At 35.2% G+C, this 14,662-nt stretch carries 18 protein-coding genes and 2 tRNA genes; 7 read left to right on the plus strand and 13 right to left on the minus strand.

Going from position 1 to position 14,662, the window contains the following annotated elements:
* Positions 1 to 23: 23 nt before the first annotated feature.
* The 8 genes from ACFJGY_RS14865 to ACFJGY_RS14900 form a co-directional block, all read right to left on the minus strand.
* A tRNA-Tyr gene (locus tag ACFJGY_RS14865) sits at positions 24 to 104 on the minus strand.
* 16 nt (positions 105 to 120) lie between these two features.
* Positions 121 to 194: transfer RNA gene (locus ACFJGY_RS14870), tRNA-Thr, on the minus strand.
* 122 nt (positions 195 to 316) lie between these two features.
* Positions 317 to 607 carry an HPF/RaiA family ribosome-associated protein gene (locus ACFJGY_RS14875; RefSeq protein WP_379965305.1) on the minus strand — a complete coding sequence of 97 codons (291 nt, stop codon included), beginning with the start codon at positions 605 to 607 and terminating at the stop codon, positions 317 to 319.
* A gap of 50 nt (positions 608 to 657) precedes the next feature.
* Positions 658 to 1,554, minus strand: coding sequence for a tyrosine-type recombinase/integrase (locus ACFJGY_RS14880; RefSeq protein ID WP_379965308.1), 897 nt, complete (start codon positions 1,552 to 1,554; stop codon positions 658 to 660).
* A 76-nt stretch (positions 1,555 to 1,630) separates the two neighbouring features.
* Positions 1,631 to 1,828 carry a 30S ribosomal protein S21 gene (rpsU, locus tag ACFJGY_RS14885; protein ID WP_379965311.1) on the minus strand — a complete coding sequence of 66 codons (198 nt, stop codon included), beginning with the start codon at positions 1,826 to 1,828 and terminating at the stop codon, positions 1,631 to 1,633.
* A gap of 484 nt (positions 1,829 to 2,312) precedes the next feature.
* Positions 2,313 to 3,296 (minus strand): pyruvate dehydrogenase complex E1 component subunit beta, encoded by a 984-nt coding sequence (locus ACFJGY_RS14890; protein WP_379965314.1) that lies wholly within the window; start codon positions 3,294 to 3,296, stop codon positions 2,313 to 2,315.
* A gap of 124 nt (positions 3,297 to 3,420) precedes the next feature.
* Entirely contained in the window at positions 3,421 to 3,840 is a 420-nt protein-coding gene (locus ACFJGY_RS14895; RefSeq protein ID WP_379965317.1) for a DUF2147 domain-containing protein, read from the minus strand.
* Positions 3,841 to 4,004: 164 nt separating this feature from the next.
* The gene (locus tag ACFJGY_RS14900; RefSeq protein WP_379965320.1) at positions 4,005 to 5,924 is read right to left on the minus strand and encodes an LTA synthase family protein; all 1,920 of its coding nucleotides are present in this window, start codon (positions 5,922 to 5,924) and stop codon (positions 4,005 to 4,007) included.
* Between the two features lie 49 nt (positions 5,925 to 5,973).
* Here ACFJGY_RS14900 and ACFJGY_RS14905 point away from each other — a divergent pair, with 49 nt between their 5' ends.
* The 4 genes from ACFJGY_RS14905 (at position 5,974) to ACFJGY_RS14920 (ending at position 8,690) form a co-directional block, all read left to right on the plus strand.
* Complete coding sequence (locus tag ACFJGY_RS14905; protein WP_379965322.1) at positions 5,974 to 6,723, plus strand: CDP-alcohol phosphatidyltransferase family protein; 750 nt, start codon at positions 5,974 to 5,976, stop codon at positions 6,721 to 6,723.
* A 66-nt stretch (positions 6,724 to 6,789) separates the two neighbouring features.
* Positions 6,790 to 7,554 carry an exonuclease domain-containing protein gene (locus ACFJGY_RS14910; protein WP_379965325.1) on the plus strand — a complete coding sequence of 255 codons (765 nt, stop codon included), beginning with the start codon at positions 6,790 to 6,792 and terminating at the stop codon, positions 7,552 to 7,554.
* Positions 7,555 to 7,569: 15 nt separating this feature from the next.
* Positions 7,570 to 8,178, plus strand: a complete 609-nt coding sequence (locus ACFJGY_RS14915) for a fumarylacetoacetate hydrolase family protein (protein ID WP_379965328.1) — start codon at positions 7,570 to 7,572, stop codon at positions 8,176 to 8,178.
* Between the two features lie 68 nt (positions 8,179 to 8,246).
* On the plus strand, positions 8,247 to 8,690 hold the full coding sequence (locus ACFJGY_RS14920) for a universal stress protein (RefSeq protein WP_379965331.1): 444 nt from the start codon (positions 8,247 to 8,249) through the stop codon (positions 8,688 to 8,690).
* Between the two features lie 103 nt (positions 8,691 to 8,793).
* On the opposite strand, the gene ACFJGY_RS14925 is transcribed toward ACFJGY_RS14920, so the two are convergent.
* Positions 8,794 to 9,027 (minus strand): hypothetical protein, encoded by a 234-nt coding sequence (locus tag ACFJGY_RS14925; RefSeq protein WP_379965334.1) that lies wholly within the window; start codon positions 9,025 to 9,027, stop codon positions 8,794 to 8,796.
* 42 nt (positions 9,028 to 9,069) lie between these two features.
* Here ACFJGY_RS14925 and ACFJGY_RS14930 point away from each other — a divergent pair, with 42 nt between their 5' ends.
* A complete protein-coding gene (locus ACFJGY_RS14930; protein WP_379965337.1) occupies positions 9,070 to 9,975 on the plus strand; it encodes a DUF6427 family protein in 906 nt (301 codons plus the stop codon).
* Between the two features lie 12 nt (positions 9,976 to 9,987).
* Positions 9,988 to 10,572 (plus strand): DUF3109 family protein, encoded by a 585-nt coding sequence (locus ACFJGY_RS14935; RefSeq protein WP_379965340.1) that lies wholly within the window; start codon positions 9,988 to 9,990, stop codon positions 10,570 to 10,572.
* Positions 10,573 to 10,665: 93 nt separating this feature from the next.
* Here ACFJGY_RS14935 and ACFJGY_RS14940 read toward each other — a convergent pair whose 3' ends face one another.
* On the minus strand, positions 10,666 to 11,319 hold the full coding sequence (locus ACFJGY_RS14940; protein WP_379965343.1) for an outer membrane lipoprotein carrier protein LolA: 654 nt from the start codon (positions 11,317 to 11,319) through the stop codon (positions 10,666 to 10,668).
* Between the two features lie 142 nt (positions 11,320 to 11,461).
* Positions 11,462 to 11,803, minus strand: coding sequence for a hypothetical protein (locus tag ACFJGY_RS14945; RefSeq protein ID WP_379965346.1), 342 nt, complete (start codon positions 11,801 to 11,803; stop codon positions 11,462 to 11,464).
* Positions 11,804 to 11,997: 194 nt separating this feature from the next.
* Here ACFJGY_RS14945 and ACFJGY_RS14950 point away from each other — a divergent pair, with 194 nt between their 5' ends.
* Entirely contained in the window at positions 11,998 to 12,798 is an 801-nt protein-coding gene (locus tag ACFJGY_RS14950; protein ID WP_379965348.1) for a glycoside hydrolase family 25 protein, read from the plus strand.
* An 8-nt stretch (positions 12,799 to 12,806) separates the two neighbouring features.
* On the opposite strand, the gene ACFJGY_RS14955 is transcribed toward ACFJGY_RS14950, so the two are convergent.
* Entirely contained in the window at positions 12,807 to 13,586 is a 780-nt protein-coding gene (locus ACFJGY_RS14955) for an alpha/beta fold hydrolase (RefSeq protein ID WP_379965350.1), read from the minus strand.
* A gap of 36 nt (positions 13,587 to 13,622) precedes the next feature.
* Entirely contained in the window at positions 13,623 to 14,447 is an 825-nt protein-coding gene (locus tag ACFJGY_RS14960) for a carboxypeptidase-like regulatory domain-containing protein (RefSeq protein ID WP_379965353.1), read from the minus strand.
* Positions 14,448 to 14,662 lie beyond the last annotated feature (215 nt).

Below are 14,662 nucleotides of genomic sequence, written 5' to 3' on the forward strand. Positions count from 1 at the left end.
GAACTTGCAAATTTTATAAAAAGTGGGGAGAGCAGGATTCGAACCTACGTAGCCGAAGCAGCTGAGTTACAGTCAGCCCCATTTGACCGCTCTGGTATCTCCCCAGTATTTTTATAAATGAGCCTCCAGAGGGATTCGAACCCACGACCCCGAGATTACAAATCACGTGCTCTGGCCAGCTGAGCTATGGAGGCAAATAGATTTCAAAAGAACTTTCTTTTTTCTGCAACGCGGTTGTTTCCGTTTTGCGAGTGCAAATATAAGGGAGTTTTTCTGAAACCTACAAATATTTTTAAAGTTTTTTTAAATTATTTTTCTAAGCCAATTCTTTTTTCTTGATTAACAGTTTCTTAGCTGTATCAACACATTCGTCCAAACTTTCTTCAAAAGTGGCACATGTCTTTTTTACGACAATGTCATCACCCGGGACTTTCACAACAAGCTCTGTTGTTTTATTTGATTTTTCTGTAGTATTTTCAACTTTAAGGTAAACTGCCGACTCTACAATTTTGTCGTAAAAGGTCTCCAGTTTGCCTAATTTTTTTTCAATTCTTTCTTTTAATGGTTCGTGCGGTGTAACACCTGCAGTCTGAATTGTAATCTTCATAACATCTGTTTTAAATGGTTAAACAATAAAAAAGTAAAAATCATTCCATATTATTTCTCTTTATTAGTTTTATTTTGTTCTCTCGGGTGCGAATTTCTATAAACCTCTTTCAATTTTTCAATATTTGCACTTGTGTAGACTTGTGTACTTGCCAAACTGGAATGTCCCATCAAATTCTGAACCTTTGATATCTCTGCTCCTTCATTCAGAATGTGGGTTGCAAATGTATGTCTCAAAATATGAGGGCTTCTTTTTTGTTTAGAAGTGACATTACTAAAGTACCTATTAACGACTACATAAACAAATTTTTCGCCTAGTTTTTTTCCTTTTTTATTAACGAAAAAATAATGTTGGTTTTCAGAATCTGCTGATCTGATCTCAAGATAGGTTTTGTAATCTGAAAGTAATTCGTCCGCTATCGGGATTATTCTGGCCTTATTTCCTTTTCCCACAACTAATATTTCTTTTTTGGAAAAATCGACGTTTGTAAGCAGGAGATTGCAAAGCTCGGCTTTTCTTATTCCGGTTTGGTAAAGGGTTTCTATGATTAGTTTTTCCAGAAGCGTCATTTGCCCCTTCTCCTCGATCTCGGTTTTCATCAGATCCATTTCTTCTATTGAGAAAGGAATTCTTTTTTCTGCATAAAACTTGAGTGAATCGATCGTTTCCATTGGCGAAACTTTTATCTCCTCCAGCCGAAGCATAAACATATAAAAACTGCGAAGCGATGATAATTTCCTGTTGATACTTCTCTTGCTAAGTCCGGAATTGCTCAGATCAACAATGAAATTTTTAACCACTTTTTTATGGATGTGAACAATATCTTCACTCTCTTCTGTTTTCAAAACAAAGGCTGAAAAATCTGACAGATCTTTTTTGTAATTGGTAAGCGTGTGCGGAGAATATCTTTTTTCTACAGCAATATAATCCAGGAATCTTTCTATCATAAGTCTATAAATGCAAAATCACTTCCAAATATAGAAATTCGGAAGTGATTTTTGTTATATTTTGCTGAAAAAGAACTTAAGCTTGTTCTTCTTTGCTTAGATTTCTCTGTTTGTGAGCTGCTTTAAGTTTTGCCTGTCTCAAAGTTACAGAAGGTTTGATAAACTGTTGTCTACCTCTTAATTCTTTGACAACACGTGTTTTATCAAATTTTCTTTTATACTTTTTTAAAGCTCTGTCGATAGACTCTCCGTCTTTTACTGGAATTATTAACATATATTACATCTCATTTTGGATTGCAAAAATAGGAATTATTTATTAATTCGCAAATTTTGGGGGAGTTATTTTAAGAAAATTAATTTGACAATTATTCTAGAAATAGTATTAAACGCAAAGTCTGCAAAGATTTTTTGATATTATTGAAAATATTTTTGAGGTTTGCAAAGGCGCTAACGCCCAGCAAATATTTTCAAATTTCTTGCAGAATGAGCAAATTTTTAAGATTAGAAATTTACTTTAAGTTTGTTCTTATCTATCTTGTTGATAGGATGACAAAACCCCTAGCCCCGATTGACTCATTAATTTTTATTTTTTTTAAGGAATCGTCGAAACTTCGTTTTGAAGTGGAAATCCTTTTTTGCCTGGTCTGCGGGTTTTATTTAAACTGAAATCGTCGGTAAAAAAGATTGCAGCGGAAAGCGGGATTAAGCTCCTGAAATATTCTATAAAAAAACTCCCGAATGAATCCGGGAGTTTTGTTTTATGCTTTGATGTAAAGAGCGTTTTTAATCTCTTCTTTCACTTTTTCCACTTTCGGGAACCATTCTGCAAACAATGGCGCGGAATATGGCGCTGATGCATCTGGCGTTGTGATTCTCTTGATCGGCGCATCCAAATAATCGAATGCTTTCTGCTGAACCATGTAAGTGATCTCGGTTGAGATGCTTGCAAATGGCCAAGATTCTTCAAGAATCACCAATCTATTGGTTTTCTTAACGGACTCAAAAATGGTGTCGTAATCCAAAGGACGGATCGTTCTAAGGTCGATCACTTCTACAGAGATTCCTTCTTTCTCCAAATCTTCTGCAGCTTGTAAAGCTACTTTCATAATTTTGCCCCAAGAAACCAATGTTACATCTTTTCCTTCTTTCTTGATGTCTGCTTTTCCAATTGGGATGTAATATTCTTCTTCAGGAATTTCCATTTTGTCGCCATACATCTGCTCAGACTCCATAAAGATAACCGGATCGTTGTCCTGAATAGCTGACTTTAAAAGTCCTTTTGCATCGTAAGGATTGGAAGGAATGATCACTTTAAGACCCGGGCAGTTGGCGTACCAGCTTTCGAAAGCCTGAGAGTGAGTTGCTCCCAACTGACCTGCTGAACCTGTCGGTCCACGGAAAACGATTGGAATATTCCATTGTCCACCTGTCATTTGGTACATTTTCGCAGCGTTGTTGATGATCTGATCAATAGCAACCAAAGAGAAATTGAAAGTCATATATTCTACGATCGGACGGTTTCCGTTCATAGCCGCTCCTACGGCTATCCCTGTAAAACCAAGTTCTGCAATTGGCGCATCGATGATTCTTTTTTCACCAAATTCGTCCAGCATACCTTTGGAAGCTTTATAAGCTCCGTTGTATTCTGCAACTTCTTCTCCTACAAGAAAAATGGATTCGTCTTTACGCATTTCTTCGCTCATAGCCTGAGCAATTACTTCACGAAATGTATATTCTTTCATTTGATAAATTGATTATGAAAATGTTCTTTGTTAAATTTCGAAATACAAAAGTATTAATTTTTTTATTATCTGCATAACAAAAAAGGCTTCCATCCGGAAGCCTGTCATTTATCATAAAGATTGGTTAGTCAGCTTTTAGCCAAGTCTGAGTTCTGCCAATTAAAGAAATTCCCATATAACCTCTTACATTCAGCTTGTCGCCGTCTTTTGTAATGGTACATTTATAAGATTTTCCGTTTTTAGGATCTGTAATTGTTCCACCGGTAAATTCGCTGCCTTCTTTTTTCAGACCTCGAATGATTTCCATTCCAAGAAGTGCTTTGTTTTTACGGTCATCTTTACATTCTACACAAGTTGCATGTTCTGGCTTTATAAGTAATTGGGAAATTTTTCCGTAATATTTACCATCTGCTTTTTTCCAGATTTCTACGATGGATTTTGGTTTCCCTGTTTCATCATCGATGGTTTTCCATTTTCCTTCGATTTGAGCAAATGATAAAATGCCGATAAATGATAAGGCAAATGTTAAAAGTAATTTGTTCATTGTCTTTTATTTTTAATTTGTTTGTTGTTTGATGAGCTTATGTTGTTAACGTTAAATTAATATTGATAAAAATATCATTTTTTTTTAAACAAACAAGTATTTTTTACTATCCAAAGCATAAATAAAGCAGATCTGCAGAAATTTCAAATATTAAACAGTCTATTTTAATACAGTTTTCTGTTGATCACGCGATCCATATAATCCTGATACCAGGCTTTCGTTTTTTCGATTCCGAGTTTTTGTTCAGCATTAAGATTCTTACTCAAAAGATTTTTTGACATAGCAAGGTCTGTTTTATCATAAATTGCAATGACTTCTTTTCCATTAAAAATATAAATATAATTTCCGATGATCATCTGCTCATTGATAGCATCAGAATTCACAATCATATAATCTTCTTTCTTATCTGAAACCAGACTTCTGCCCCAGCTTCTTATTCTTTCATTATAACCAATAAGATCTGTTAAAGTTGGATATATATCAATTTGTTGTGCAAATCTTTCGTCAATCCCTTTCAGATTATATTTTGGATTCGGAGAGAAAAACAATAGTGGAATCGCAAATCTGTTCATCGCCTGTTGGTATTCGGGATAATAGATTTGATTGGTATGATCTGCAGTGATAACGAAAATCGTATTTTGATACCAAGGTTGCCTGCTCGCAGTTTCGAAAAATTTCTTCAACGCATAATCTGTATATTGAATAGGAACGTGGATTTGCAATGGTCCGGATTTGAACTTACTCTGATATTTCTCCGGAACTTTGAACGGATCGTGAGACGAAGCCGAAAACAGTGTTGCCATAAAAGGTTGCTTTTTCCCAATATTCTTTGCAAAATATTGAAAAAAAGGTTCATCCCAGATTGCCCACATTCCATCAAAATCCTTATCATTATTATATTCGTTTTTACCGAAGTAATGTTTGAAACCCAAGATATTACCAAATCCCTGAAATCCCATAGAACCATTCGGTGCGCCATGATAAAAACTGGTATCGTAGCCCAAATCATTACAAACCGAAACAATCGACTGGATTTTCTGATTGGAATAAGGTGAACTAGTAAAAGCATCTGTCAAACTTGGGATTCCGGCAAGAACAGAGCTCATCCCGTGAATAGATTGTCTGCCGTTTGCAAAAGCATTGGTAAAAATCAGACTTTCATTAGCCAAACTGTCCAAAAATGGTGTGTAGGAAACAAAATCTTTGATCTTTGTATTCCTGTTGAAAGCTCCGGAATATTCTTTCCCGAAACTTTCCATAATGAAAATGACGACATTCGGTTTCTGTTCAAGCTTCCTTTCGTATAATTTATAAGGTTTAATTTCTTGGTTAATGAATTTCTCATCCACAAAATGAACGAGCTTAAAATTATTGGTATTAATCGTTCTGAAAAATGAGAAAACGCTATTAAGGACAAGATTTCCCTGAAGTGGATTGCTGACATGTTTATTAGCATCAACCAAATTAATCGGTCTGGTGGAATGTTTGAAATCACCACGGATTCCTCCAACTACCAAAAGCGTTGTCAAGCATAAGAACACAACAGAAGATACAAAATAAACAATCAGATTCTTCGGTTTTTCTTCCGTGATTTTAACGTTTTTATAAAGGAAAATCCACAAATAAATGATAATAATAAAAGAAATCAGTACAAAAGGATTTTGAAATACCGCATTCAGAAAAACTTTACCAATATTATTTTCATTTTTCGCAACAGAAAATGCCGCCGAAGTCAATCTCGCCAGGCTGAATCTGTAATAAATAATATCTCCAAAATTGAAAGCATACGTTATTCCGTTTGTGATAAAATACCAACAGAAAAGGAATTTCTGATAACTTTTCTTTGTATTAATAACAATCGGGATGATACTTAGTAAAATAAAAACGGAATTCACGTACAAAATCGCAGTCGTATCAAACGCAGTTCCGTAATACGAAAGTTTGAAATATTCTGATATCCCGTCAACTTTTATAAGATCTCTGTTGAAAAACCAAAACAGCAATCTTGCGATCTGATAAAAGAAAAAAACCAAAAAAAGTCTGTAGATCAAAGCAAAAAACTCTTGCCCTCTAAAATTCTTCATTTTGCAAAATTAAACTTTTCCTTGTATTTGTTTTTCTTATTTTTGTGATATGAATTTCATTAAAAACAACCTTGCCAACGCATTTACTTTAGGGAATCTTTTCTCGGGTTGTGTTGGGATTGTTCATCTCATTTCCGGCGATTATCAAACCACGGCGATTTGCATTATTATCTCATTGGTTCTCGATTTTTTCGATGGATTTATTGCAAGAGCTATGAATTCCAGCAGTAATTTGGGTGGACAATTGGACTCTTTGGCAGATATGGTGAGTTTCGGATTTTTGCCTGGCGTTGCGATGATGAAAATGCTGGAACCATTTGGCAATAATTTATTTGGTATCGAGCTGCCTTTAGAAATTAAATATTTTGGATTTCTCATCACACTTTTCTCTTGTCTCAGATTAGCAATTTTCAATTTGGATGATGACCAGAAATACTATTTTAAAGGACTTAATACACCGAGCAATACGATTTTGATTTTTGGAATTTATTATCTAACGCAAGTTCCGTTACCCGAAAATTTAGAATTTTTATTTGGTGAGAATTTGACTAATATTCATTTTTTTCCTTCACTTCTATTTTTAATTTTAATAACCATATTAAGTTCTTGGCTTTTAATTTCTCCAATCAAAATGATTGCGATGAAATTCAAATCTAAAAAACTGGAAGATAATTATCCAAAACTGGCTTTGTTAATTGGCGGAATTTTGATTTTATTAATATTCAAAACAGTCGGAATTCCATTAATTATCATCTATTACATATTGATTTCATTAATATTCCAGAAACAACTTAAATAGAGATTAGATTTTAGAAGTTAGAAATTAGAATAATCACTCTCAATAATCATTCATCAACTATAAATAATGAACTTAAAACTATATAAACCACTTTGCGTTTTTGATCTGGAAACCACCGGAACTAATGTTGGCAAGGACAGAATCGTAGAAATCTGCATCCTGAAAGTAAACCCGGACGCTTCCCGCGAAAGCAAAACATGGATCGTAAACCCGGAAATGCCAATTCCTAAAGAATCCTCTGCTATCCACGGAATCTATGACAAAGACGTTGCAGATGCACCAATTTTCAAAGAGATTGCACCAAAAATTATGGAGATGATTTCCGGAGCAGATTTGGGAGGTTTCAATTCCAACCGTTTTGACGTACCGCTTCTTGCGGAAGAACTGTTGCGGGCAGGTTTTGATTTTGATCTGAGTAAATTCAAACTCGTAGATGCCCAAACAATTTATCACAAGATGGAACCAAGAAACCTTTCTGCAGCTTATAATTTCTATTGCCAGAAAACTTTGGAAAACGCCCATTCTGCAGAAGCTGATGTTTTGGCAACTTTTGAAGTTCTGGACGCACAGGTTGGACATTATGAGGAACTTCCGAATGAAATTGCCGGCTTGAGTGATTTTTCTTTTCACAGCAAATTTGCAGATCTGGCCGGTATGATTCATTTCAATGAAAAGGATCAGGAAATATTTGCTTTCGGGAAATATAAAGGCCAGGTTGTAAAAGAAGTTTTCCAAAAAGATATTGGTTATTATGGCTGGCTTCAGGCTGCTGACTTTCCGCTTTACACAAAGAAAATTTTCACAAAAATCCAGCTGAAATCCAAGTTTTAAATTAAATTCAACCAAATGAAAATAATCTGCGTAGGAAGAAATTACGGTGAGCACGCCAAAGAATTGGGAAATGAAATACCCGAAGATCCTGTGATTTTTATGAAACCTGATACAGCAATCCTGAAAAAAGGTTCGGATTTTTATATCCCGGAATTTTCCGATGACATCCATTATGAATTGGAAGTTGTTTTGAAGATTTCTAAAGGCGGAAAATACATCCAGAAAGAAAATGCCGGAAAACATTATGAAGAAATTGGTCTTGGGTTGGATTTTACAGCAAGGGATCTGCAGACCAAACTAAAAGACAAAGGTCTTCCTTGGGAATTGGCGAAAGGTTTTGATGGTTCGGCGGTTGTTTCGGATTTTGTTTCTAAAGAGAATTATGATTTGAAGAATCTCAATTTTTCACTTATTAAAAATAATGAAAAAGTACAGGATGGAAACACCAAAGAAATGATTTTCAGCCCTGATGACATTATTGCATTTGCTTCGCAATATTTCACACTAAGAGTTGGAGACTTGATTTTCACCGGAACGCCAAAAGGTGTTGGAAAAGTTTCTGAAGATGATATTTTGGAAGCCTATCTGGAAGAGAAAAAACTATTCTCACTGAAGATTCAGTAGACAATAATCATTTTCTGAATTCCAGTAATGGCTAAATTTTTGCTCTCATTTAATTATAAACTTTGATTATGAAAAAAATTATTTTACCCGTCGATTTTTCTGACAGTTCTAATAAATTGGTAGATTACGCCATCAGTTTTGCTAAAGATGTCAATGCGGAGATTGCCCTGATTCACGTTGCAGCAACTGATATCGGTTTTGTAATTGGCGATATGGGTTTCCAATATTTCCCGGAAGTAGAGGAAAATGAGATCAAATTTGAATTGAAGGAACTTAATAAACTCCAGGAAAGAGTAATTGCTAACGGAGTGAATTGTACACATATCCTGAAACAAGGAATTGCAGGCGATACGATTTTAGAATTTGCTGATTCCCAAACTGCTGATTACATCGTAGTTGGATCACACGGAAGAAGCGGTGTTTATGACGTTTTCATCGGCAGCCTCACGAAAGAAATCACCAAAAAATCTAAGATTCCGGTTTTAGTCGTTCCTTGTCACGATGAAGAATAATTCAAGTGGAAATTAGATGATAAATTCAAAATCACTCTCAAAAATAAAAAGAACCCGTCTCGTTTGATAACAAGACGGGTTTTTTATTATATAATCAATTTATTTAACCTTCGTTTTTATAAATTTTCGGATCGTAATATGGGTTTTTACCTTCCGTTGGCGATACGTAGTCTTTATCTTTTTGAGCACCTAATGTCACCACCAAAACATAACACCAATAGCAAAAATAGCCCATCGCTACAAGAAATAAAACCCAGTTCAGGACATTGCCGAAGAGTCTGTAAAATCCGAAAGACCATTTGAAAGCTGCACTTAATGCTAACCAGAAAGATGTCATATTTTTCTTTTTTTAAATTAACTTTGCACAAATTTATAAAAAATGTTTCGATTACTTTCAAAAGAAAGCAATATTTTTTCAGTACCGGTTTACATCGGGTTTTTATTTTTGATATTCATATCACTTAACTTATTAGATTTTAGAAGTATAGATTTCATTTCTACAGTAATTACATTTACCGGAATCAGTCTGGGATATTTTTTATTCAATGCCATCGCTCTTAATCAGTTTTCTCATCTCCCACTCTTTCTTTATACGCTTTTTGTGGCTTCATTTTATGACGGTACCATAGATCTGGGACTGGCATTTACATTTTTGATGAGCTCCATTTTATTATTGATATTAACCAGCCAGAATGATCAATTAAGAAAAAGTTCTTTTATGCTTGTGGGTGCTATTTTAGCTTTTACATTCCTCGTTTTTCCGCCAAGCTGGCCAATGGCAGTTTTTGTCATATTCCATATTGTAGGAACTTCCGGAAGGGTCGGGCTCAATATGTTTCGTCTTTTATTCGGAGCAATACTGATTGTTTTAAGTTATTTCGGAGTGATGTATTTGATCCATTACACGACCTGGAATAGTTCTTACTTCCCTTTTTCCGCTTCATTTGAAATGCTGAAAACTTATTATCCATTATATATTCTGATTCCAATTGCATTGATGATCATCTACTCGATCTCGGATCATTTCAAACATTATAATGAGAAAAGCCCGATCAGCAGGTACAAATATACTTTTGTCCTGGTTTTTTCACTTGCGCAGCTGATCACAATTATTTTCTACATGGGCAATAATTATGAGTTTCTTTTACTTCTTGCTTTGCCTGTAAGTATTATTCTGAGCAGAATGTTGCGTTTCCTTCCAAAATACTGGATGCAGGAATTGGGACTTTGGATTGTTGTTTTTTGCTTGGCAGCATTTAAAATTGCTAATTTTGTACAATATTAAAATTGATGAAGAATGATTCAGATAGATGACAAACTGATTTCCGAAGATATTTTTGCAGAAAGTTTTGTCTGCAACCTTACCAAATGCAAAGGTGTATGCTGTGTAGATGGTGATACCGGCGCTCCGCTTGACAAAGATGAACTGCCAATCCTCGACGAAATTTTCCCTAAAATAAAATCTTACCTGAGACCGGAAGGCGTGAAAGCCATCGAAGAACAGGGAACCTGGGTAGTTGACCCTTACGACGGCGGTTACGTTACAACTTTGGTAAACGGAAGCGAATGTGCATATGTCATCTTCGACGAACAAGGAACAACTAAATGTGGCATCGAAAAAGCCTATGAAGACGGGGTAATCGATTGGAAAAAACCTATTTCCTGCCACCTTTATCCAATCCGTGTGAATGATTATAAAACCTTCATCGCTCTTAATTACCACGAATGGGAAATCTGTAACGATGCCTGTACTTTAGGAAAAGAACTGGAAGTAAGGATTTATAAATTCCTGAAAGAACCGCTTATCAGAAAATACGGCGAAGACTTCTACAAAACCCTATGCGAAGCAGCAGAAGAATGGGAAAAAGAATATAACTCTTAGTACACTGCAGATTATAAGATAAGAGATAACAGACAAAAAAAGGAATCCAAATTTGGATTCCTTTTTATTTATTCGAGTGCTGAATTTTATAAATTAATTAATTTTAAACTCATCATCAGAAATCGGCTGATTGATCTTGATATCAGAATTTTTGATGCTGATTTGTTGTCCTGCTGCATCTACAGACATTTCTTCTACAAACTTGATTCCGTCAACATCTGCATATTTTGTGATAGTCATGTTGCCTTTTTCATTTTCAGTTTTGTAAAGCAAGCCAGTTTTCACATCAAAATAAGTTTTGGAATCGTCAGAAGACAGCAGATAATAATCTTTGCCATCGATCTGTTTTTTCTCCACAGTTTTGATTTTTGCAGGATCCATTCCCAAAGCATCAATTAATTTGGATGCTTTCAGTTTTGCAACTTGCTCTGCCGGGAAATCCATTTTCTGTCCCATCTGGGAAGCAGAACCTTTTTCACCATCAAAAACCTGCACCATTTCCTGACCCATCATCGATTGGGTAGATTTGAATTTGTTGTCTTTCTTCAACGTTTTTCCTTCCATTTCCATTCCCATCACGCTGATGGTATTTTTCATAGAAAGAGTTTTTACAGCTTCCAATTTCTGTTTCCCGCCAAGTGCAGTAACATAATTATCAATAATTTGTTTAGCGGTTGGCACTGCCTGAGCAGCCATATTTGCAACCATCACAAGAGAAAGTGCAAACGTCAAAATAATTTTTTTCATTTTTTTAATTTTCCTTTAACGAAAGTAGTTAAATATTTAAAATAATTGATTTTATTTCTGAAATATCTTCTACTAATTGGTTACCGATCCAAAGAAAATGTTACAAAAAAAGACTCCAAAAATGGAATCTTTTTTATGTATCTTATTTTTTAAGATCTTGTTTTACATCCTTGTAGCCGTCTGATACTGCATCAGCACCCTTTACTGCCGTTTTCTTTACAGCTTTTGCACCCTTAGTAGCTGTTTTGCCGGTCCATTTTGCACCTTTTTTAACACCTTTTTCAGTTGCTTTTGCACCTTTTACAGTTTTATCACCAACCCATTCAGCACCATCTTTTACGCCTTCTCCGGTTGCTTTAGCCCCTTTTTTAACGGTAGTCCCGACCACTTTTGCGTCTTTTTTAACTTGTTCTTTTGCAGTTTGAGCATTCATTGCTACAGTTACTAATAGAACTGCCGCTAATGACAATAGTCTCTTTTTCATGTTTTTTTATATTTTAAAATTAATGTTACAATATTAGCATAAATTAAGCCAAAAATATTAATTGATATCTCAATTTTTAAAAATAAATTTTTATCGTTTTTTCAAAAAGGAAAAACAATATTTTTGCAGAACTTATGTCGAAAGCAAACCGCAATACAAGGAAAAAAATTCATCAGAAAAGAAAAAATGTTTTTATGAAAAAGCGTTGGATTCTTCTGATTATACTTTGTATCTCTATGTTAGGAACCGGATTTTACCTGAGACAAAAGATTAATTACTACTTTTCATATTATTTAGGAAAACATTTCGAACATAAAAACCTCACGAACTCCGAAAAAGAAACAGCAAGAATTGACAAGATAGTCGGACTCTACTCCAATCAGACTTTTGGCTTTGACATTTCTCATTACCAACGCAAAGAAGACATCCAATGGGACAGTCTCAGCATTGGAAACCGAACGATTCCTTTAAAATTTGTAGTTCTGAGAGCAAGTATGGGAAACCGGAAACTGGATAAGAATTTTGATCATTTCTGGGAAACTGCAAAACAACATAACCTGATTCGTGGTGCTTATCATTTTTACCGTCCGGATGAAGATCCTGTGATGCAGGCCAATTCCTATCTGTCTGTTGCAAAGCTGGAATCCGGAGATCTTCCGCCTATTCTCGATATTGAAAAGAATCCAAGAAAGAAATCAAAAGAACAGTTGATTTCCGACCTCAAAGTTTGGATCAAAATTATAGAGGAAACTTATGGCGAAAAACCAATTATCTACACCTATTATCATTTTTACAAAGATTATCTGAAAGGCGAATTTGATGATTATCCGCTATGGCTAGCAAATTACAATGATGTTCCGACGCCTTCGCCGGATGACGAATTTCAGTTCTGGCAATTCTCAGAAAACGGCATTGTCTATGGTATCAATTCCAAGGTTGATCTGGACATCTATAATGGTAATCTGTGGAGTTTGAAAATGCTGACGATTGATTGATTAGAATTTTAATTCTTAATAAACCCAATCACATCTTTACACAATTCTTCCGCTCTTTCTATTGGAACGCCGTGTGATGCGCCTTTATAGATTTTCATTTTGGACTTTGGAATTTCTTTGGCTATATATTCAGTATGAGGACGGAGAATCAGGTCATTTTCACCGGCAAGAATAAATGTTTTAGCTTTGATATGATTAAGTTGTTCTTTTGTGATTTTCGGTTCATCGATCATCAATTGAAGCAAGCGAATATCATGTTCAGATCTGTTTTCAGCCTTCATTTTCGCTGCGTCTTTTTTCATATTTTCAACTTCGCTTTCTCCTACGCCATTTGGGAAAATATTGGCGCCGCTTGTGATGATTTTATTGGTGTTTTTGGGATATTTGATGGCAAATTCAATCGCTGTATTTCCGCCATCGCTCCAGCCAAGAATATTGATTTTCTTTAATTTCAATTCATCGGCCAAAGCTTTTACATCATCAGCAAATTTAATATAAGTCAAAGGTTCGGTCGAAGTATCTGTACTTTTCCCTTGAGCTCGTGTATCCATTGCAATGATTTTGAAATGTTTGGATAATTCCGGAATTTCTTTCGAAAACGCATCGATGCTTCCGCCGTTTCCGTGAAGTAAAAATAATGGTTCACCTTTGCCATAAACTTCGTAATAGATATCGGCGTCTTTCAAATGAAGTATTTTTCCCACTTTTTCATTCTTACCAAAATCTGAAATCTGGGCAAAGCCAAAAATGTAAGTACATAACAAAACTAAGAATAGTATCTTTTTCATTGGATCGGATTAATTATAATGTAGAAATAAATCAAACTACTTTTTCACTTTCACATCGATATTGATGGCCGGTGCTGCTATTCCGATTTTTTCCCAATTACCATAGAATGAGCGGTAGTATCCCGACCTGAAAAGAGCACCACTCAAAGCCACTTTCCCATCCGATTGTCCGATAAACTGAATCCCGACAAAGAATTTGCCCTGAAGCCAAATTTTTTCATTGCTCAAATCCACAGAAAAAGTGGAATCTTGCAATTTATCTTTCTCAATGGTGGCGATAATGTCTTTATTCAAAAGCAGATTGTTTGGTTTTCCGTCTTTTTCGTCGTAAATCGTGTAGCGAACTTTAATTGGTTTTGTAGCCTCGAATCTGGAAAAATTGATATTGATTTTAATGATTTTCAGTTTTTTGTTGGAACTGAATTCCACCGCAGTTTCTTCCACCATGGAATCTCCCTTTTCCATATTTGGGGTAAACATTACAGATTTTGACTTGCTGTTCACACCCAGATTTTTGTCTTTGTAATGATTCGGAACAAGAACAACCTCCTGAATATTGGTGACTTTTTCGTACAAATAAATATTATGAGGATTTTGCTTTACAAAGTCTTCCACAGAACTTCGGAACTGATTATACCCGGGAACTGCAACCAACAATTCCTTGTCTCTGGAAACATTATCCAACTGAAGTTGAAATTTACCATTCTCGTCAGCCTGAATACCATAAGTTCCATTCAAAATTCCAATTTTTGCATAAGGAATTGGTTTATTATCTTCTTTTGAAAGGACAGTTCCGGAAATGGTTTGCGCCTGAAAAGCTACGAATGCGAAGATTGTAAAAAGAATGTTGAGTTTTTTCATAGATATTAATTTGATACAAACTTCTGAATTTTCCTTTATCAATTATCTCAATAAAAGGTTAAATCAATTTTGGTTTTCGTTAAAGTTTTCAAAAGAAGACTGTAATAATGAATACCGGTATCGATTAATCTAAATTTCATCCGGAAAGTCTGCCTCACCCCAGCAAGCGCCTTTCCGCTTCTCCGGAAAGCGTGTTGCACCCTTGCAGGAAGCTT

The organism is Epilithonimonas sp. UC225_85, assembly GCF_042695135.1.
Classification (GTDB): domain Bacteria; phylum Bacteroidota; class Bacteroidia; order Flavobacteriales; family Weeksellaceae; genus Epilithonimonas.

Coding starts and splice junctions, on each gene's coding strand:
- ACFJGY_RS14875 (WP_379965305.1), bottom strand. CDS start 607: ATGAAGATTACAATTCAGACTGCAGGTGTTACACCGCACGAACCATTA.
- ACFJGY_RS14880 (WP_379965308.1), bottom strand. CDS start 1,554: ATGATAGAAAGATTCCTGGATTATATTGCTGTAGAAAAAAGATATTCT.
- rpsU (WP_379965311.1), bottom strand. CDS start 1,828: ATGTTAATAATTCCAGTAAAAGACGGAGAGTCTATCGACAGAGCTTTA.
- ACFJGY_RS14890 (WP_379965314.1), bottom strand. CDS start 3,296: ATGAAAGAATATACATTTCGTGAAGTAATTGCTCAGGCTATGAGCGAA.
- ACFJGY_RS14895 (WP_379965317.1), bottom strand. CDS start 3,840: ATGAACAAATTACTTTTAACATTTGCCTTATCATTTATCGGCATTTTA.
- ACFJGY_RS14900 (WP_379965320.1), bottom strand. CDS start 5,924: ATGAAGAATTTTAGAGGGCAAGAGTTTTTTGCTTTGATCTACAGACTT.
- ACFJGY_RS14905 (WP_379965322.1), top strand. CDS start 5,974: ATGAATTTCATTAAAAACAACCTTGCCAACGCATTTACTTTAGGGAAT.
- ACFJGY_RS14910 (WP_379965325.1), top strand. CDS start 6,790: ATGAACTTAAAACTATATAAACCACTTTGCGTTTTTGATCTGGAAACC.
- ACFJGY_RS14915 (WP_379965328.1), top strand. CDS start 7,570: ATGAAAATAATCTGCGTAGGAAGAAATTACGGTGAGCACGCCAAAGAA.
- ACFJGY_RS14920 (WP_379965331.1), top strand. CDS start 8,247: ATGAAAAAAATTATTTTACCCGTCGATTTTTCTGACAGTTCTAATAAA.
- ACFJGY_RS14925 (WP_379965334.1), bottom strand. CDS start 9,027: ATGACATCTTTCTGGTTAGCATTAAGTGCAGCTTTCAAATGGTCTTTC.
- ACFJGY_RS14930 (WP_379965337.1), top strand. CDS start 9,070: ATGTTTCGATTACTTTCAAAAGAAAGCAATATTTTTTCAGTACCGGTT.
- ACFJGY_RS14935 (WP_379965340.1), top strand. CDS start 9,988: ATGATTCAGATAGATGACAAACTGATTTCCGAAGATATTTTTGCAGAA.
- ACFJGY_RS14940 (WP_379965343.1), bottom strand. CDS start 11,319: ATGAAAAAAATTATTTTGACGTTTGCACTTTCTCTTGTGATGGTTGCA.
- ACFJGY_RS14945 (WP_379965346.1), bottom strand. CDS start 11,803: ATGAAAAAGAGACTATTGTCATTAGCGGCAGTTCTATTAGTAACTGTA.
- ACFJGY_RS14950 (WP_379965348.1), top strand. CDS start 11,998: ATGAAAAAGCGTTGGATTCTTCTGATTATACTTTGTATCTCTATGTTA.
- ACFJGY_RS14955 (WP_379965350.1), bottom strand. CDS start 13,586: ATGAAAAAGATACTATTCTTAGTTTTGTTATGTACTTACATTTTTGGC.
- ACFJGY_RS14960 (WP_379965353.1), bottom strand. CDS start 14,447: ATGAAAAAACTCAACATTCTTTTTACAATCTTCGCATTCGTAGCTTTT.